Origin of the sequence: Tenacibaculum todarodis (assembly GCF_001889045.1) — a bacterium.
Classification (GTDB): Bacteria; Bacteroidota; Bacteroidia; order Flavobacteriales; family Flavobacteriaceae; genus Polaribacter; species Polaribacter todarodis.
On record NZ_CP018155.1, the window covers coordinates 1328352 to 1345810 of the forward strand.

15 protein-coding genes are annotated in these 17459 nt (G+C 29.9%); 8 read left to right on the forward strand and 7 right to left on the reverse strand.

From position 1 onward, the window contains the following. Positions 1 to 8 precede the first annotated feature (8 nt). The 3 genes from gap (LPB136_RS06030) to pfkA form a co-directional block, all read right to left on the reverse strand. Positions 9 to 1001 (reverse strand): type I glyceraldehyde-3-phosphate dehydrogenase, encoded by a 993-nt coding sequence (gap, locus tag LPB136_RS06030; protein WP_072555261.1) that lies wholly within the window; start codon positions 999 to 1001, stop codon positions 9 to 11. Positions 1002 to 1184: 183 nt separating this feature from the next. Further along, positions 1185 to 2177 carry a type I glyceraldehyde-3-phosphate dehydrogenase gene (gene gap / locus LPB136_RS06035; RefSeq protein ID WP_072555262.1) on the reverse strand — a complete coding sequence of 331 codons (993 nt, stop codon included), beginning with the start codon at positions 2175 to 2177 and terminating at the stop codon, positions 1185 to 1187. Positions 2178 to 2193: 16 nt separating this feature from the next. Continuing rightward, positions 2194 to 3177, reverse strand: coding sequence for a 6-phosphofructokinase (gene pfkA / locus LPB136_RS06040; RefSeq protein WP_072555263.1), 984 nt, complete (start codon positions 3175 to 3177; stop codon positions 2194 to 2196). Between the two features lie 177 nt (positions 3178 to 3354). Here pfkA and LPB136_RS06045 point away from each other — a divergent pair, with 177 nt between their 5' ends. Continuing rightward, positions 3355 to 5082: a sodium:solute symporter family protein gene (locus tag LPB136_RS06045; protein ID WP_072555264.1), complete on the forward strand. Its 1728-nt coding sequence runs from the start codon at positions 3355 to 3357 to the stop codon at positions 5080 to 5082. A gap of 14 nt (positions 5083 to 5096) precedes the next feature. Here LPB136_RS06045 and LPB136_RS06050 read toward each other — a convergent pair whose 3' ends face one another. Then, positions 5097 to 9470, reverse strand: a complete 4374-nt coding sequence (locus LPB136_RS06050) for a translocation/assembly module TamB domain-containing protein (RefSeq protein WP_072555265.1) — start codon at positions 9468 to 9470, stop codon at positions 5097 to 5099. A 200-nt stretch (positions 9471 to 9670) separates the two neighbouring features. On the opposite strand from LPB136_RS06050, the gene tsaD reads away from it, so the two are divergent. After that, on the forward strand, positions 9671 to 10699 hold the full coding sequence (gene tsaD, locus LPB136_RS06055; protein ID WP_072555266.1) for a tRNA (adenosine(37)-N6)-threonylcarbamoyltransferase complex transferase subunit TsaD: 1029 nt from the start codon (positions 9671 to 9673) through the stop codon (positions 10697 to 10699). A 17-nt stretch (positions 10700 to 10716) separates the two neighbouring features. Continuing rightward, complete coding sequence (locus tag LPB136_RS06060) at positions 10717 to 12570, forward strand: LTA synthase family protein (protein WP_237267425.1); 1854 nt, start codon at positions 10717 to 10719, stop codon at positions 12568 to 12570. A gap of 69 nt (positions 12571 to 12639) precedes the next feature. On the opposite strand, the gene LPB136_RS06065 is transcribed toward LPB136_RS06060, so the two are convergent. The 3 genes from LPB136_RS06065 to LPB136_RS06075 all read right to left on the reverse strand — a co-directional run bounded on the left by LPB136_RS06065 (position 12640) and on the right by LPB136_RS06075 (position 14652). After that, on the reverse strand, positions 12640 to 13257 hold the full coding sequence (locus tag LPB136_RS06065; protein WP_072555267.1) for a thioredoxin family protein: 618 nt from the start codon (positions 13255 to 13257) through the stop codon (positions 12640 to 12642). Positions 13258 to 13261: 4 nt separating this feature from the next. Further along, complete coding sequence (locus tag LPB136_RS06070) at positions 13262 to 13792, reverse strand: TlpA family protein disulfide reductase (RefSeq protein WP_072555268.1); 531 nt, start codon at positions 13790 to 13792, stop codon at positions 13262 to 13264. Between the two features lie 77 nt (positions 13793 to 13869). Further along, a complete protein-coding gene (locus LPB136_RS06075) occupies positions 13870 to 14652 on the reverse strand; it encodes a S1/P1 nuclease (RefSeq protein ID WP_072555269.1) in 783 nt (260 codons plus the stop codon). 124 nt (positions 14653 to 14776) lie between these two features. On the opposite strand from LPB136_RS06075, the gene LPB136_RS06080 reads away from it, so the two are divergent. Genes LPB136_RS06080 through LPB136_RS06100 form a run of 5 tightly spaced genes read left to right on the forward strand, consistent with a single transcriptional unit; the run spans position 14777 to position 17402 of the window. Further along, positions 14777 to 15637 carry an SPFH domain-containing protein gene (locus tag LPB136_RS06080; RefSeq protein ID WP_072555270.1) on the forward strand — a complete coding sequence of 287 codons (861 nt, stop codon included), beginning with the start codon at positions 14777 to 14779 and terminating at the stop codon, positions 15635 to 15637. Between the two features lie 28 nt (positions 15638 to 15665). Beyond that, positions 15666 to 15824, forward strand: coding sequence for a DUF4177 domain-containing protein (locus LPB136_RS06085; protein WP_072555271.1), 159 nt, complete (start codon positions 15666 to 15668; stop codon positions 15822 to 15824). A 1-nt stretch (position 15825) separates the two neighbouring features. Next, complete coding sequence (locus LPB136_RS14060) at positions 15826 to 16323, forward strand: hypothetical protein (RefSeq protein ID WP_204218385.1); 498 nt, start codon at positions 15826 to 15828, stop codon at positions 16321 to 16323. Positions 16324 to 16327: 4 nt separating this feature from the next. Continuing rightward, complete coding sequence (locus LPB136_RS06095; RefSeq protein WP_072555272.1) at positions 16328 to 17236, forward strand: alpha/beta hydrolase; 909 nt, start codon at positions 16328 to 16330, stop codon at positions 17234 to 17236. 1 nt (position 17237) lies between these two features. Then, entirely contained in the window at positions 17238 to 17402 is a 165-nt protein-coding gene (locus tag LPB136_RS06100; RefSeq protein WP_072555273.1) for a type II toxin-antitoxin system antitoxin, read from the forward strand. The last annotated feature ends 57 nt before the right edge of the window (positions 17403 to 17459 follow it).

Here is a 17459-nt window from a genome sequence, read left to right on the forward strand (position 1 = left end):
ATTTTTTTTTATAATGATGCTGAATATTCTAGTAGATCAACAATCTTTGTTGCGTAACCAAACTCATTATCATACCATGAAATTAGTTTGAAAAAATTGGTGTTAAGTTCTAAAGAAGCATTGGCATCAACAACAGATGTTCTTGTTTCTGAAACAAAATCTTGCGATACAACTTCATCTTCTGTATAACCAATTATTCCTTTAAATTCGTTTTCTGAAGCTTTTTTAAAAGTTGCTAAAATTTCTTTTAACGATGTTTCTTTTGCTGTTTTAAAAGTTAAATCTACTAAAGAAACATCTGCTACAGGCACTCTTACAGCCATACCTGTTAATCTTCCTTCCATTTCAGGAATTACTTTTATAACAGCTTTTGCAGCTCCAGTAGAAGTAGGAATAATATTATTTACAACAGAGCGACCTCTTCGCCATTTCTTATTTGGACCATCAACAGTATTTTGTGTTGATGTAGCTGCGTGAACCGTTGTCATTAACCCTTCAGTTAAACCAAAATTATCATTAATTACTTTTACCAATGGAGCTAAACAATTTGTTGTACAAGATGCATTGGAAATTATAGTTTCTTCCTTTGTTAATTCGTGATTATTAACACCCATAACATACATTTTTGCATCATCTGAAGGTGCAGATATAATTACTTTTTTTGCTCCACCTTTTATATGTAATGCTGCTTTCTCTTTTGTTGTGAAAAAACCTGTAGATTCTATTACGTAATCTACATCAACCTCATCCCATTTTAAATTTTCTGGATTTCTATCTGCAGTAATTCTAATTGTATTACCGTTTACTATTAAATTCCCTTCTTTAACCTCTACAGTTCCGTTAAAACGACCATGAACAGAATCGTATTTTAATAAGTATACTAAATAATCTACTTCTAATAAATCATTAATTGCAACTACCTGTATATCTTTTCTTTGCACTGCGGAACGAAATGCTAGTCTTCCTATTCTACCAAAACCATTTATTGCTACCTTAATCATTCTACTTTTATTTTTAGCTTAAATACCTTTTATTTTTGTGTGTTTTAGATAAAAACTTACACATTACAAATATAAAACTTCTTTATAAAAAAAGCCTGATAGTTATAAAAACTACCAGGCTTGTCTGTTAAAAATTATTCTTAAATGAAATAGTAATATTTAGCTAATCATAAAAAACAATTACTATAATTTAGCACAATGTACTAACATATCTACAATTTTATTTGCATAGCCAAACTCGTTGTCATACCAAGAAATTATCTTAAAAAAGTTAGCATTAAGCTCTAAACAAGCATCTGCATCTACAACAGAAGTTCTTACTTCTGACACAAAGTCTTGAGAAACAACTTGATCGTTTGTTACACCTAAAACTCCTTTTAAAGAACCTTTAGAAGCTTCTTCAAACTTCTCTATAATTTCTGCTAAGCTAGTAGCTTTTTCTGTTCTTACTGTTAAATCTACTAAAGAAACATCTGGAGTAGGAACTCTAACTGCCATACCTGTAAGTTTTCCATTTAATTCAGGAATTACTTTCCCAACTGCTTTAGCTGCTCCTGTAGAAGTTGGTATAATGTTAGCTAAAACAGAACGTCCTCTTCTCCAGTTTTTATTTGGGCTATCTACAGCATCTTGTCCAGAAGTTGCAGCGTGTATGGTTGTCATTAAACCTTCAACAACACCAAAATTATCATTAATTACTTTTGTAATTGGCGCTAAACAGTTAGTTGTACAAGAAGCGTTAGAAATAATAGTTTCTTCAGCTGTCATTGAATCTTGATTAACTCCCATTACATACATTGGTGCATCTGGTGAAGGTGCAGAAATTACAACTTTCTTAGCGCCTCCTTTAATGTGTAAACCTGCTTTTTCCTTTGACAAGAAAAAACCTGTAGATTCAATTACATAATCTGCACCTACAGCATCCCATTTTAAATTTTCTGGGTTTCTTTCTGCTGTAATTCTAATTGTTTGTCCGTCAACAATTAATTGACCATCTTTAACCTCTACTTCTCCATCAAAACGACCATGAACAGAATCATATTTTAATAAGTAAGCTAAATAATCTACATCTAACAAATCGTTAATTGCAACTACTTGTACATCAACTCTTTTAACTGCAGATCTAAATGCTAATCTACCTATTCTTCCAAAACCGTTTATTCCAATTTTAATCATTACTTTATATATTTATTTATGTTGTCATAATATCTGAAACTCTTAAAAGTTCCATATTTATGGTGTGACCACCTTTAATGGCTTCACTTATTTCTGTTGATATAACTTCGTTATTTTTTAAACCTACCATTAAATTGGTTTGCCCATCTAATAATAACTCTACTGCTTTTACTCCTAATCTACTTGCTAAAACTCTATCGAAACAAGAAGGTGCACCACCTCTTTGCATGTGTCCTAAAACAGAAACTCTTGCCTCATATTCTGGCAAGTTCTCTTCTACATATTTTGCTAAATCGTAAACATTTCTTCCAGATTTATCTCCTTCAGCAACAACTACAATACTAGAAGATTTACCTGCTCTTCTACTTTTCTTAAGAGACTCCAACATTCTATCTAACCCTAAATCTTCTTCAGGAATTAAAATTTCTTCTGCTCCTGCACCAACACCTGCATTTAATGCAATAAAACCTGCATCTCTTCCCATTACTTCAACAAAAAACAATCTATTGTGTGATGAGGCAGTATCTCTAATTTTATCTATAGCTTCAACTGCTGTATTTAAAGCAGTATCATAACCTAAAGTATGAGTTGTTCCAAAAATATCATTGTCAATAGTTCCTGGAATTCCTATTATTGGAAATTTGTATTCTTCATTAAATACAACAGCTCCAGTAAAAGATCCATCTCCACCAATTACAACCATTGCATCTATTTTATGCTCTTTTAAATGCTCGTATGCTTTAGCTCTACCTTCTTTGGTTCTAAATTCTTTTGATCTAGCTGATTTTAAAATTGTACCTCCTTTGTTAATAATATTATTAACACTCCTTGCAGTTAAATCAATAAAATCACCATCAATTAAACCTTCATAACCTCTATAAATACCAACACAGCTGGTTCTATAATAGGCACAAGTTCTAACAACAGACCTTATTGCTGCGTTCATTCCTGGTGAATCTCCACCAGATGTCATTACTGCTATTTTTTTAATTTTTCCCATAAAATTGCTTTGTAAAATTAGGTATTATATATGATTTTGAACAAAAAAACTGCGAAATCGTTTTCGATTTCAACTATAAATTAAATGAATTTAAATTAAATATTTACAAAATCGTTTTCTAATTTAACTTAGATTTAAAGAAATAATTACCTACTTTTAACTCCCTAAATTAATATCATGAATTTAACAACTCTAGATTATTGTATAATCGGTGGATTTTTTCTTTTCTCTTTAATAATTGGGCTTTGGGTCTCTAAAACAGCTGGTAAAAATACTTCTGAATACTTTTTATCTGGAAGAAATATGCCTTGGTGGTTATTAGGAGTTTCAATGGTTGCAACAACTTTTGCTGCTGACACTCCTGGATTAGTTACAGAGTTGGTTAGAAAAAATGGAGTTTCAGGTAACTGGGTTTGGTGGGCAATGTTATTAACAGGAATGTTAACTGTCTTTTTTTATGCTAAATTATGGCGAAAATCAGGTATTACAACAGATTTAGAGTTTTATGAAATTAGGTACTCAGGCAAAGTTGCTAGTTTTTTAAGAGGATTTAGAGCAATATATTTAGGTGTTATTTTTAATATTATTACAATGGCTGGAGTTTGTTTAGCTGGTGCTAAAATTGCCAATATATTATTAGGTATTTCACAAGGAGAAATGCTATTATACTCATCTATAATTGTCGTTATTTATTCATCTTTAGGTGGTTTAAAAGGTGTTTTAATTACTGACTTTGTTCAATTTATAATTGCAATGGTTGGTTCTGTTTGGGCAACAATTTACATTGTAAACTTACCCGAAATAGGAGGGTTAACACAATTACTAACTCACGAAAATGTTAGTGGACAATTAGCAATGCTGCCCGATTTCTCTGACAAAGAAGCTTTAATTACGTTGTTTATTATTCCGTTTGCTGTACAATGGTGGAGCACTTGGTATCCTGGTGCAGAACCTGGAGGCGGTGGTTATATTGCTCAAAGAATGTTAGCTGCCAAAGATGAAAAAAACGCAACTTGGGCTACTTTATTTTTCAATTTCGCACATTATGCTTTACGCCCTTGGCCTTGGATTATTGTTGGTTTGGCTTCGTTAGTTGTATTCCCTAATATAGAAAGCATAAATACTACTTTCCCTAACTTATCTGCAGAAATGCAAGGACATGATGTTGCTTATGCAGCAATGATGACCTATTTACCTACTGGCTTATTAGGAATTGTTTTAACATCATTAATAGCTGCTTTTATGAGCACAATTTCTACACAACTTAATTGGGGAAGTTCTTATATCGTTAATGATTTTTACGGAAGATTTATCAACCAAAAAGCAACCGAAAATCAGAAAGTTATTGTTGGTAAAACGACTACAGTTCTACTAATGGTTTGTGCTGCTTTATTTTCTTTTTACTTACAATCTGCAAAAGATGTATTTGATTTATTATTACAAATTGGTGCTGGAACTGGTTTACTATTTATTTTGCGTTGGTTTTGGAGTAGAATAAACCCTTATAGTGAAATTGCTGCCATGTTAATCTCATTTTTAATTGCACTTTTCTTTTTTATTAACGGAAAAATAGAAACTCCATTGGTAGAAATTGTTGGGTATTGGAAACTTATTATTGGTGTAGTAATTACAACCATTGGTTGGATTTTAGTAACACTTTTAACAAAACCTACTAAAAAAGAAACTATAGAAAATTTTGAAGCTTTAATTTTTGAAGGAGAAGATAAATTCAAAAATATTGGAATTAAAATCTTAGGCTTTATTGTTGGTACAATTGGAGTTTATAGCTTTTTATTTGCTACTGGAAATTGGATTTATGGAAAAACACAACTCGCCTTAGGTCTAAGTTTATTAACCCTAATTTGCATGGGAATACTTATTAAAATTTGGAGAAAAATTGAATAAACTTTTTTACTCTTTTATTTAAAGTTAATCAACTTTTTACGAGGTGTTAAAATAGAATCTTTTTTAACTACTTTTTTAACGGTATCTTTTTTCTTTAATCCTATTTTTTGAAGTAATTCAGACAGCGTATTAAAATTAACTTGGTAAGATAAACCAATACCTTGTGTATAACCTTCTTCTTCTAATGCGGAATATTGAATTTCATTTTGTCTATTAAAGGCTTTACCTCTAAAATTTCCTTCTTCATTCAGTAAAACTTCTACATTAACATCTCCCGCAACACTTGTCTGCGTATTTGCACCAACAGGAATACCCACTTTTCCGTTTACAATAACTCTATCACTTAATCTTGTTGAAACTGATACATCTACTTGATCATCAATATTAATATCATTTAAATTACTTCTATCTCCTTGCGTATAACCTAAACCTACTTGAAACTTACCATCTTTACTATTTAACACACTAGACAAAAGACTTCCAATTACTTCAGAAGCTGTACCAGTTAGACCATTTGCAGCACTATTTCCTATATTTTCTTCATTATAAAATGTACCGAAAGCCAATAGAAAAGTAAAGTGTTTTAACTTTGTATCTACATCGTTTTCATTCAATTTAAACTCTAATTCAGATGCTATTGTTGAGTTTGCACTAGGTATTTTAATATCAAACTCTTGTTGAGAACTAAATAATCCTCCTGTAATTTTTGTGTATAAATCAATATCAATTTTACGGTTAGAATATACATTATCTAACAGATTTGCAGGATTGGCTTTTGTTCTAAAAACAGCCGTTAAATCTAATTCTGCTTCATACGGATTACCGTTCCAAGAAATTGTACCTCCTTTTTGAACCACAAATGGTTTGTTTATAATTCCACCATATTTAAAATTATAGACTCCGTTATCAATTTCAAAATCTCCAAACATGTTAAATTTACCACGCGTGTTAATTCTAATATCTAAATTACCTGTTCCACTTCCTTTTAAATCACTTCCTGAAGCTTTATCAATTACAACTTGTGCAACAGCATCTTTTGTTACATCTAAATTGATATTTAAGTTTAAACCTTTAATATCATCAATACTTAACTCTTCAGTATTATTTTTTTCTTCAGATTTAAAGTGAATCAATTTATAATTATCAATTGTTTTAATGTCACTCAACGGAATTACAAAGACAGTTCCTGGGTTTGTTTTTCCATTAACATCAATAGTTAAATTACTTGTTAAACCTCTAATTTTAGCATCACCATCTAAAAAACCTGTTCCGTAATATTGAACCTCTTCTTTTTCTTGAGTATCTAAAATCAATAAATTATTGGTATCTATATCTAAGTTTAAAAACCATTGTTTAAAGTTTTGATGGGTTATACTTCCGTTTAATGTACCCTGAGTTTTGTGCTTAGTATCTTCTAAAAGAATACTTGACAAAACAAAAGATTGGTCTTTTAAACGTACACTTGTATTTCCTTTTAAATCAAAATCTACATTTAAATATGGAAATGCTAAACCTGCATCTTTAAAATTTAAAACACCTTCAAAATCAGGGTTTCCTAAAAATCCTTTTGCGGTAAAATCTCCAGAAACACTTCCTCTTAATTTAGACAAAACCTCTTCTCCTAAAGGACTAAATGCTGCTATTTGATATTCTTTTAAGAAAACATTTAAATCTAATTCTGGGCGTTTATTAGAAAAATCTATTTTTCCTGTAGCTGCTATACTCTTAGAGTTTTCGTTTTCTAAGGATAAATTAACAGCATATTTTTCTAATGAATTTTCTCCTTCAACCTGTAAAGCTAAATCTCCTTGTTCAAAATCATTAATACTAAAATTATTGATTGCTAAACTTCCTTTTGGACTATAAACACCGTTTTTTTGTGTAAAATCTAAAACCCCACTTAATTCTCCTTTTAAGGCTAAACTGTCTATTGGAGGTAAAAAACTAGCTAAATTAACTTTTGTAAAACTGGCTTGTAAATCTTTATAATTATCCCCCTTTAAAGCACCTTCAAAGTTGATTTTTTGTTCATCAGAAATTAGTAAAAAGGGACTGAAAGTAAATTCATTATTCTTTATATCAAAAGTTACTTTATTACTTTTATTGTCTTGCGGATTTATAACCCAATCGAACTCTCTATAATTAAAGGTAGATTTTTGAATACCAACTACCGATTTTCTATTTTGATTGATTGTATAGAAAAAATCGAGATTAAATTGCTCTGAATTTTCTTTTCCTCCTTTAAAAATCGATTTAAAATATAATGTATCGTTTACTGTTCTGTTTAATAAATTTAATTTATTAACGTTGTAGTATTTGGTATTAATATTATCTGCTGTAAAATGCGTGTTATATAACGGATTTTTATTATCCATTCTTAACAACACTTTATCTACCACAACATCGTAAGCATCAATTTTAGGGGAAGAAAAAGTTAATCTTAATGAGTTTTGGTCTGATTTAATTTTACCTTTTATATGTGTGTTTTTTGCCACAGAAACTTGTGGTAAAAATATATCTACAATCTGATTGTAAATCTTAAAATCGAAATCTATAAATTGATTTGGTTTTACAGGATATGGATTATAATTTGTATAAACACTACCCAAAGCATTTTGAGCCATTGGTAATAATTGATCAAATGTAAATTTCCCTGTTAACTCACCTTCAACAATATCTTTAGAGTCTATTTTTATGGACTTTATACTATCTTTTATAGACGATTCTAAATTAAATTCTTTAAACGGATACGCTTTTTTCTGATTGGTATAAACCATATCTTTAAAAGTAGCTTTACCAATAATATCGTCCAAGGTATTTCCATCTACATCAATGGAAATTTCTCCTTTTATTACGGAAATACTATCTCTTGTAAAAAGGTTTGTTTTTTGTAAATCTAAATTATCTATAGCAGCTTTAAAATCGAACTCATAAACTTCTTTAGAAAGGTCTGCTAAACCTTCAAATTTCATTTTTAAGTTTTTATCATTAGTATTTAAAATACCATCAAACTTTTTGTTTTGAAACTGACCATTTACATCTAAATCTTTATAAGTATAGTTGTTAAATTCTAATTCAGAAACAGTACCTATTATAGTTGTGTTAATATTTTCAATAGTAAAACCTTCTCCTTGCACATCTGCTTTTAAAGATATTTTTCCTAAAATTGAATCATTAGCAAAAATACCAACATCAAAATTTCTAAACTCTACTTCTCCACTATAAGCAGCATTATCAATATTATCGATATTACTTAGTTGTAAGTCTGAATTTAATGTTCCTATTTCTGAATCTACATTTAAAGTAGCATTCATTTGGTCTGGTGTAACTCTTACCAATCCAGATAAAGTAAAGGTTCCTAATTTTTCAAAATCTGAAGGCAATGTTTTACCCAATACATTTGGCAATAAGTTTTTTAACTTCTGATAATTTGCAGTAACGTTATCTAAATCTCCATCAAAAATAAAACCTCGTTGCGTATTTAATGCATTTACAAATGCCATATCCCCAATAATTTTTAGACCACTATTAGAATATAAGTTAACCTTATTTGCACTAAAGTTATTTATGGTTCCATTTATTTTACCTGTAAAAAATAGTGTTTCATTTCCTCTAATTTCTCCATAAAATTTATGCAAATCTCTTGCGGATAATTTACTTTTATCAAAATCAGCTTTAATTTTTACTTTGTCTGTAAAATATCTAAAATCTTTTCTATCGTAATTAAATTCAATTTCAGCTTTTAAATGAGAATCATTATCTGTTTGCAAAGTGGTATTTACAAACTTCATTTGTTTTGGTGTATATAAAAAATCTGTAGTAAGATTTGTAACCTTAACACCTCTATTTTCAACTAGATACAAGCCTCTAATTTTTGTTGAAATGTTTGGCCCTTCTAAGAAAAAATCTTGCAAATTACCTCCAGCGTTTGTAGCCGAAAACTGTACAGGCTCTTTCTTGTTTTCATCAATTAATTTATACGTAAGATTGTCTACATAAATATTATCTGTTCGTAAAATAAATGGTGTAGAAGTACTGTCTCTAGGCTCATTATCTTCAAACTTATTCAAAAAGACAGTCATACTATCATCAATTTCATCTTTATACGTTTTCATATAAAAGTGAACGCCACTTAAAGAAACATCAGCTAAATTTACATTATTATCTAAAATACGTTTAGCATTTAATATTGAAGTACTTAATTTATCTACAAAGATTAAGGTGTCTTTATGATGATCTCTAATTTCTACATTTTTTAACTGAACACTTCCAAGGAAAGATAAATCGAGCTTTTTTACAACGATATTTGTACCAAAATCTTCGTTAATAGTATCTGTAGCAATTTTTGCCAACCTTGTTTGTACCGCAGGAATAGACAAAACAAGCATTAACAGCAACCAGAAGAGTAAAAGATACCCTAACCATTTAATGATTTTTTTACCAGCTTTTTTAATGATACAATTTTTTAAAGATTTTCTACAAAAGTAATGAGGAAACAGCAAAAATGTTGCCAATATTTACAAAGAAAAGTCAATTTTAACGAATATCTAACGTATTATGAATATTTTTGCGCAACAATCTAAAAAAATTGGATACAAAAAATATTTACATACTTGGTATAGAAAGCTCTTGTGATGATACAAGTGCTTCGGTTATTTGCAATGGAAAGGTATTAAGCAATGTAGTTGCTAACCAAGAAATACACGCTAAATATGGCGGAGTTGTGCCGGAATTAGCTTCACGTGCGCACCAACAAAACATTGTTCCTGTTGTGCAACAAGCTATTGAACAAGCACAAATTGATAAAAAAGATTTAACAGCAATAGCTTTTACGCGTGGTCCTGGATTAATGGGATCTTTATTGGTAGGAACTTCTTTTGCAAAGTCTTTAGCGTTGGGTTTAAACATTCCTTTATTGGATGTTAACCATATGCAAGCACATATTTTAGCACATTTTATTGAAGAAGAAAACAGTAAAATTCCTCCGTTTCCATTTATTTGTTTAACAATAAGTGGCGGACATACACAGGTTGTTAAAATCACCAATCATTTTGAAATGGAAATTTTAGGTGAAACTATAGACGATGCTGTTGGAGAAGCTTTTGATAAATCTGCAAAAATTTTAGGATTGCCTTATCCAGGAGGTCCATTAATTGACAAATATGCACAATTAGGAAACCCAAAAGCGTTTCAGTTTACCAAACCAAAAGTGGGCGATTTAGATTTTAGTTTCAGTGGATTAAAAACTGGAATTCTTTATTTTATTCAGAAAAAAGTAAAGGAAAACCCAGATTTTATTAGCCAAAACCTTAACGATATTTGTGCTTCTATTCAACATACAATTGTTGAAATATTAATGGATAAACTTAAAAATGCTGTTAAACAAACAGACATTAAACATATTGCAATTGCAGGTGGAGTTTCTGCAAATTCAGAAATTAGAAAACGTTTAGAATTAGCGCAAAAATATTGGGGTTGGACAACCTATATTCCAAAATTTGAATACACAACCGACAACGCTGCAATGATTGCTATTACTGGTTATTTAAAATATTTAAACAATAATTATTCTGATATTTCTGTAACAGCACAAGCACGTTTAAAAGTTACTGAATAATTTTATTTTTATACAATTTGAAAAAAAGAATCTCCTTTAACATATCGTATTTCTTACTATGGATGTTTTACTTTATCATAGCAAGAACCTGTTTTTTAGTATTCTATTTTGAAAAAACTTCGGAAGCAGGAATTATTGATGCTTTAAAAGCTTCTTTTTATGGATTACGTTTAGATGCTTCTTTTACAGCGTATGTTAGTTTAGTACCATTTCTACTAATATTATTTTCACCTTTTATACCCAACAAACTCACTTCAACCTTATTAAAAACAATAACTTTTCCATTAATATTTATCGTTTCATTATTAATGATAATTGATATTGGTTTATATCAATCTTGGGGAGTAAGAATAGATGCTACGTTATTAAATTATATTGAAACACCAGAATTAATGTGGGCTTCTACCTCAACAAGTCAAATAGTATTTGGTGGTTTGTTTTGGTTAATTTTATCACTCTTTTTCTGTTATGTATTCAATAAATTAATCCACAAAAAAGTTTTAAATTTTGATAAAGGAACAATTGTACAAGCTGTTATTTTATTAGTAATTACCGCAGTATTAATACTTCCAATTCGTGGTGGAACGCAAGACATTCCTATAAATCAAAGTAATGTTTATTTTTCGGATAATATGTTTGCTAATCATGCTGCTGTAAATTCTATTTGGAACTTTTCGTATTCATTTTCAAAAAAAACTAAAGGCAAAAACCCCTATAAAACATTAGATAAAGAGCTTGCTACAACTATTATTAATAAAAGAAGAAATGCCCTTTTAGAGCCTTCTTTCAATGATAAAATATTAAAAACTGACTCGCCAAACGTCATTTTAATTATTTGGGAAAGCTTAACTGGAAAATTTGTTGAAAGTATTGGTGGAGAACCAGATGTTACTTCAAACTTAAACAAACTTTCTACAGAAGGAATCTTATTTTCTAACTTTTACGGTAACGGAGACAGAACAGACAAAGGAATTATTGCAATTTTAAGCGGTTATTATCCGCAGACAAATAGAAGTATTATAAAAATTCCAAGCAAAGCTAGAAAACTACCAATGCTTACTTCTAAGATGATGAAATTAGGTTACGAAACTAGTTTTTATTACGGTGGCGATTTAAATTTTGGGAACATGAATACTTATTTTAGAAATAGTGGTGTTACTAATTTTGTTGATGGAAGTCATTTTGACAAAAAAGATTGGAGTTCTAAATGGGGAGCTTACGATCATGTTTTTTTAGATACTCTAGCTAAAGATTTATCAAAAGTACAAGAAAAACCATTTTTTAAACTTGCGTTAACGCTTACAAGTCATGAGCCTTTTGAATTTCCTGGGGAATTTAAATTTGGTAAAGATACTAAGGAAAACATGTTTAGAAGTTCACATGCCTATACTGACGAAGCAATTGGAAAATTTATAGACTTTGCAAAAAAACAACCTTGGTGGAACAACACTTTAGTAGTTATTATGTCAGACCACGGACATTGGATGCCAAAGCACGAAGGTTATTATAATTCTCCAAAGAAATTTAAAATTCCGATGTTGTGGCTTGGTGGCGCTTTGCAGAAAAAAGACACCGTAATTTCTACAATTTCTGCGCAAACCGATTTTGCTTATTCATTATTAAAAACAATGAATAAACCCGAAGAAGCCAAAGATTTTATTTGGGGAAAAAATATTTTTAATAATGCTGATGAACAATACGCGCATTATATCTTTAATAACGGTTTTGGAACAATTGATAAAAATGGTGTTTTTGTTTATGACTTTACAAGTAAAAAAGACATAATTAGCAATGGTTCTTCCGCTAAAAAATTAGATTCTTTAGGGAAAGCAATTTCTCAAAAAGCGTATCAAGATTTTATGGATAAATAAAAACAAACCCATAAATTGACTAAAAAAGCTTCATTTATGGGTTTGTCAGAATCGGGGAATTATACTTCCCTATAACGTTTTAATAGAGCAACCTATTGCCTTAGTATTGGTGTTTTTTATTTCTCCTCCTATTAAAAGTGCATTTACAGCATCTTCAACATAACGTTCAGACACACTTTCTTGATCACGAGCATTATTGTCAATTGTACCAATGTAAGCTACTTTTAAGCCTTCTGAATCTTTATTCAACAAATACACATGTGGTGTTTTAGTAGCTCCATATTTAGGATATACTTTTTGTCCTTCATCAAATAAATATGGAAAAGTAAAACCTTTAATTTCTGCTCTTTGTTGCATGCTTTCAAAATCATCACCTAAAGAAGCAGCAGGGTCATTTGGGTTTATAGCAATTACAGGATATCCTTTACTTTTAAATTTATTATCTAATCCAATAATTCTGTTTTCATACATTTTAGAATACGGACATTGATTACAGGTAAATATTACAATAAAACCTTTGGCATCTTTATAATCTGCCATAGAAACCATTTTATTATCTATATTTTTAAGTGAAAAATCATCTGCATAATCACCAACTTGATAACCTTTAGATGATGAATTATTTATAGTAAAAGCTGTAATAACTGATATTATTAGTAATACTGATAAAATTTTTAGTGTTTTCATATTATTAATTTAAGAAGGTTTGTACTTCGTTTTGTAAAGTATTATAGTCGAAAGATTGCTCGTAAAAGGTACGTTTATTTTTAGAATAAATTAAGGTAGCAGGTAAAGCACCAGACCAATCTTTGTCTATTTCAGAAATCCAACGTTGCTCGTCATTATCATCTAACAGTACAACTTTAGATTGTATTTTATTCTTTTCAATAAAAGGAATTAAGCGTTTATCTACTTGCTTAGGAAAGTCTAAACTTACTAATAAAACTTCTACGTTTTTAGTTGCATATTCTGATTTTATTTTCTCAAATGCAGGTAACTCTTTAACACAAGGTGCACACCAAGTTGCCCAAAAATTTACCACATAAACTTTATCATCATTTATATGTAAAAGTGGCTTTAAAGCATCGTAATTATAACTTTCTATTTTTAAGGCTGAAGCTATTTCGGGCTTATTTTCTTCAGTTTTTGCTGTAGCTTTTTGCTCCGTTTTACATCCTAAAAACAAAAGACATGCAATTAAAAAGTATACAAATTGCTTCATAAAAGTAAAATTACAAATAAAATAAATTGGTAAAAAAGAATTAACTAAACATTATCAAATGTTTAATTTTAAGCACTTTAACAGAAAATTTCATTTAAAATCTTAGCTAAACGTATTCCACCTTTTTGCAACTGATCTCTAACAGTACCAAAATGATCGTATGAATACCTGTAACGTAAGTTCTCTCCTACTTTAGCAGAACTATATACCTTTTTTGTTAATTCGTGTACTTCATCTACCCATTCTACCAAAGTTCCTGCTTCAATGGCTTTAATTTGTTTTTTAGTTAAGTCTTTAGCATTATCTGCTAATTCTAAATAACTCATGTTCCATTCTTCAATCATTTTTGTATCCCAAACTGAATGTAAATTTGTTCCAGTACCAAACCACTGAACCTGAACAGTATTTCCTCCTTTATCTTCTCTTTGTCCAATATGCAAAGGCTGATGTAAATCTCCCACAAAATGAACTAACATTTTTAAATGGAAAGATTTATCTTCATCTGTACTATTTTTATCTTTTAAAATTTTGATACATTCATTAATCCCAGTAACTAAATCTCCTTTAGGATTTTTTGCTGTAGTGGCATACGTTTCATGCAAATCCATATTAATATAGTGCCAAGAATAATACTTACTATATGCTCTATCTGACTTTATTTCATCTGCAAAAGTTGAAACAAAAGCCAAACTTTGTCCATTTAATAGTTTGTCAATTTTCTTTTTAACTCTCTTTTTTAGGTGATTCTCAGCAATTTTAGCTGTTGCTCTATGACCGTTTTGTCCCCAGAAAAAAGTTTCTTCTGATGTTGATTTACCTAAGAAAAAGAAAGGTATTAATAAAAATAATTTGAATTTCATAATAAAAGAAGGATTTGTATTATTCGGCTAAAATATAAAATAATTTCATCAAAAATTTGGAAAATTCAAAAATTATATTATATCTTTACGATATCATTTTAATATCACTTTAAATTTTACACATATGGAATCAGAGAAAATTATTAAACCCGCAAACGGTTATTTAATGTTAGCAGTAACATTCGCATTATTTTTTGGTAGTATTTTTATAACTTTCAATCAAAAGCAACCTGTATTTTTACTTATAACATTAGTAGCTTTTATTGGATTTTTTGGATTTATTCTTGTTAATCCAAATACTTCTAAAGTTATTTTACTTTTTGGAAAATATGTTGGAACTATAAAACAAAACGGTTTGTATTGGGCTAATCCACTGTATAAAAAGAAAACTGTTTCTTTAAGAGCAAGTAATTTTGATAGTGAACGTTTAAAAGTAAACGACAAATTAGGTAATCCGGTTATGATTTCTACCATTTTGGTTTGGCGTGTTACAGATACCTATAAAGCTGCTTTTGACGTAGATAATTACGAAAACTTTGTGCGTGTACAAACTGATGCTGCAGTAAGAAAACTAGCAAGTATGTATCCGTATGATAATTTTGCAGATGAAGGTCATGATGAAGATATTACGCTTAGATCTAGTGTAAATGAGGTTTCAGAAGCTTTAGAAAAGGAATTAGAAGAACGCCTTTCCATTGCTGGTATCGAGGTTTTAGAAGCTAGAATAGGTTATTTAGCGTATGCACAGGAAATAGCTTCTGCAATGTTAAAAAGACAACAAGCAACTGCAATTATTGCTGCACGTCATAAAATTGTACAAGGTGCTGTAGATATGGTAGAAATGGCATTAGAAGAATTAAACAAAAAACAAATTGTTGAGTTAGATGAAGAACGAAAAGCTGCTATGGTTAGTAATTTACTAATTATTTTATGTGGAGATAAAGAAGCTTCACCTGTTTTAAATACGGGAACGTTGAATCATTAAAAAAACAATAAGCAAAATTAATTCAATTATGAAAGAATATAAAGTAGTAACCTTAAAATTAGGTCTAAGAAATAGAATTGAAAAATTTGAAGATTTATTAAACCAGTATGCAAGAGAAGGTTGGATTTTAAAAGAAATGCCGCAAAACTGGAATGCTATTGTTTTAGAAAGAAACAAAAATCGTTAAAATGAAGGTTTTTAAAGAAGTACAACGTTTTATTCAAACTTGGCTAATTGTATTATTAGCGGTAAGTGTTATTGTACCAATGGCAATTATTGTAAATACATATTTTGAAGACAATTCAAATATGACGACCAATGAATTTGTGCTTACAATAGCAGGAATACTACTTTCAGTATCCTTTATTTTCTTCTTTAAACTAACAACCAGAATTGATGAAAACGGAATTCATTATCAGTTTTTTCCGTTTCATTTTTCAATGAGAAATATTCCTTGGAAAGAAATTGAAAAAGCACATGTTAGAACTTATGATCCAATTACAGAATACGGTGGTTGGGGATTAAAAGGCGGTGCTTTTTGGAATAAAAAAAACGGAAAAGCAATTAACATTTCTGGTGATATTGGCATTCAACTCGAATTAAAAAACGGTAAAAAATTATTAATCGGTACACAAAAAGAGAACGAAGCAAATCAAGTTTTAAAAACCTATCAAGACAAAATATAAAATTATGACACGATTTATAACATACCTAATAATAGTTTTAATAAGTTATGTAACTTCATTTGCACAAGTAAAAAGTGAAGATATTCTCATAAAAAATGAAGGTGTAGAATTACCCGGAACCTTATCTTTTTCTGGAGAAAACACACCATTATTAATCTGGATTCATGGTTCTGGCGGCGTAGATAGAAACGGAAATGCACCACAATACATCAAACAATTTAGAGACAGTATTAACGCTAATAACATTTCTTTTTTTAGTTACGATAAAAGAACGGCCAACAAAAACAACATTGTTTTCTTAAAACAAGGCGTCTTATTTAACGACTTTGTTTTAGACGCAAAAACAGTTGTTAATCACTTTAAAAATGATAAAAGATTCTCAGAAATTATTTTAGTTGGTCACAGTCAAGGTTCACTAATCGCCATGTTAGCTTCAGAAAACACAAACAAATATATTTCGTTAGCTGGTGCTGGAGAAACTATTGATAAAACATTAGTAAGACAATTATCTGCTCAAAATCCACTTTTAGGGCAATCAGTAAAAAGTCATTTAAAAGAATTAATGGAAACTGGCACAATTAAAGAAGTAAACCCAATGTTAGCCGCTATGTTTTCCGAACCTAATTTACCTTTCTTAAAATCTTGGGTTAGCATAAATCCAACAGAAGAAATTAAAAAACTAACACTACCAATGTTAATTTTAAACGGAACAAAAGATTTACAAGTTCCTGTAAAAGATGCCGAAAACTTGCACAATGCTAATCCAAATTCTAAATTAGTATTAATTGAAAACATGAATCACGTTTTAAAAGACATTCAAAAAGACGATGACAATTTAAAATCGTATTATTCGGCAGATTTCCCATTATCAACAACACTAATAAAAACCGTTGTAACCTTTGTAAAAAAATAAAATGGCAAAGAAGAAAGCTTTCGCGTTGCGAGTAAATGAAGATATGATAAAAGCCATTGAAAAATGGGCTGCAGACGAGTTTCGTTCCACAAACGGACAAATAGAATGGATGTTAATGCAAGCACTTAAAGACGCAAAAAGAGCACCTAAAAAGAAGGAAGAATAATTTTTTTGGGCCTTACTTTATCCTGAAGGCATTCAGGACCAAGTCGCGCTTTCACTA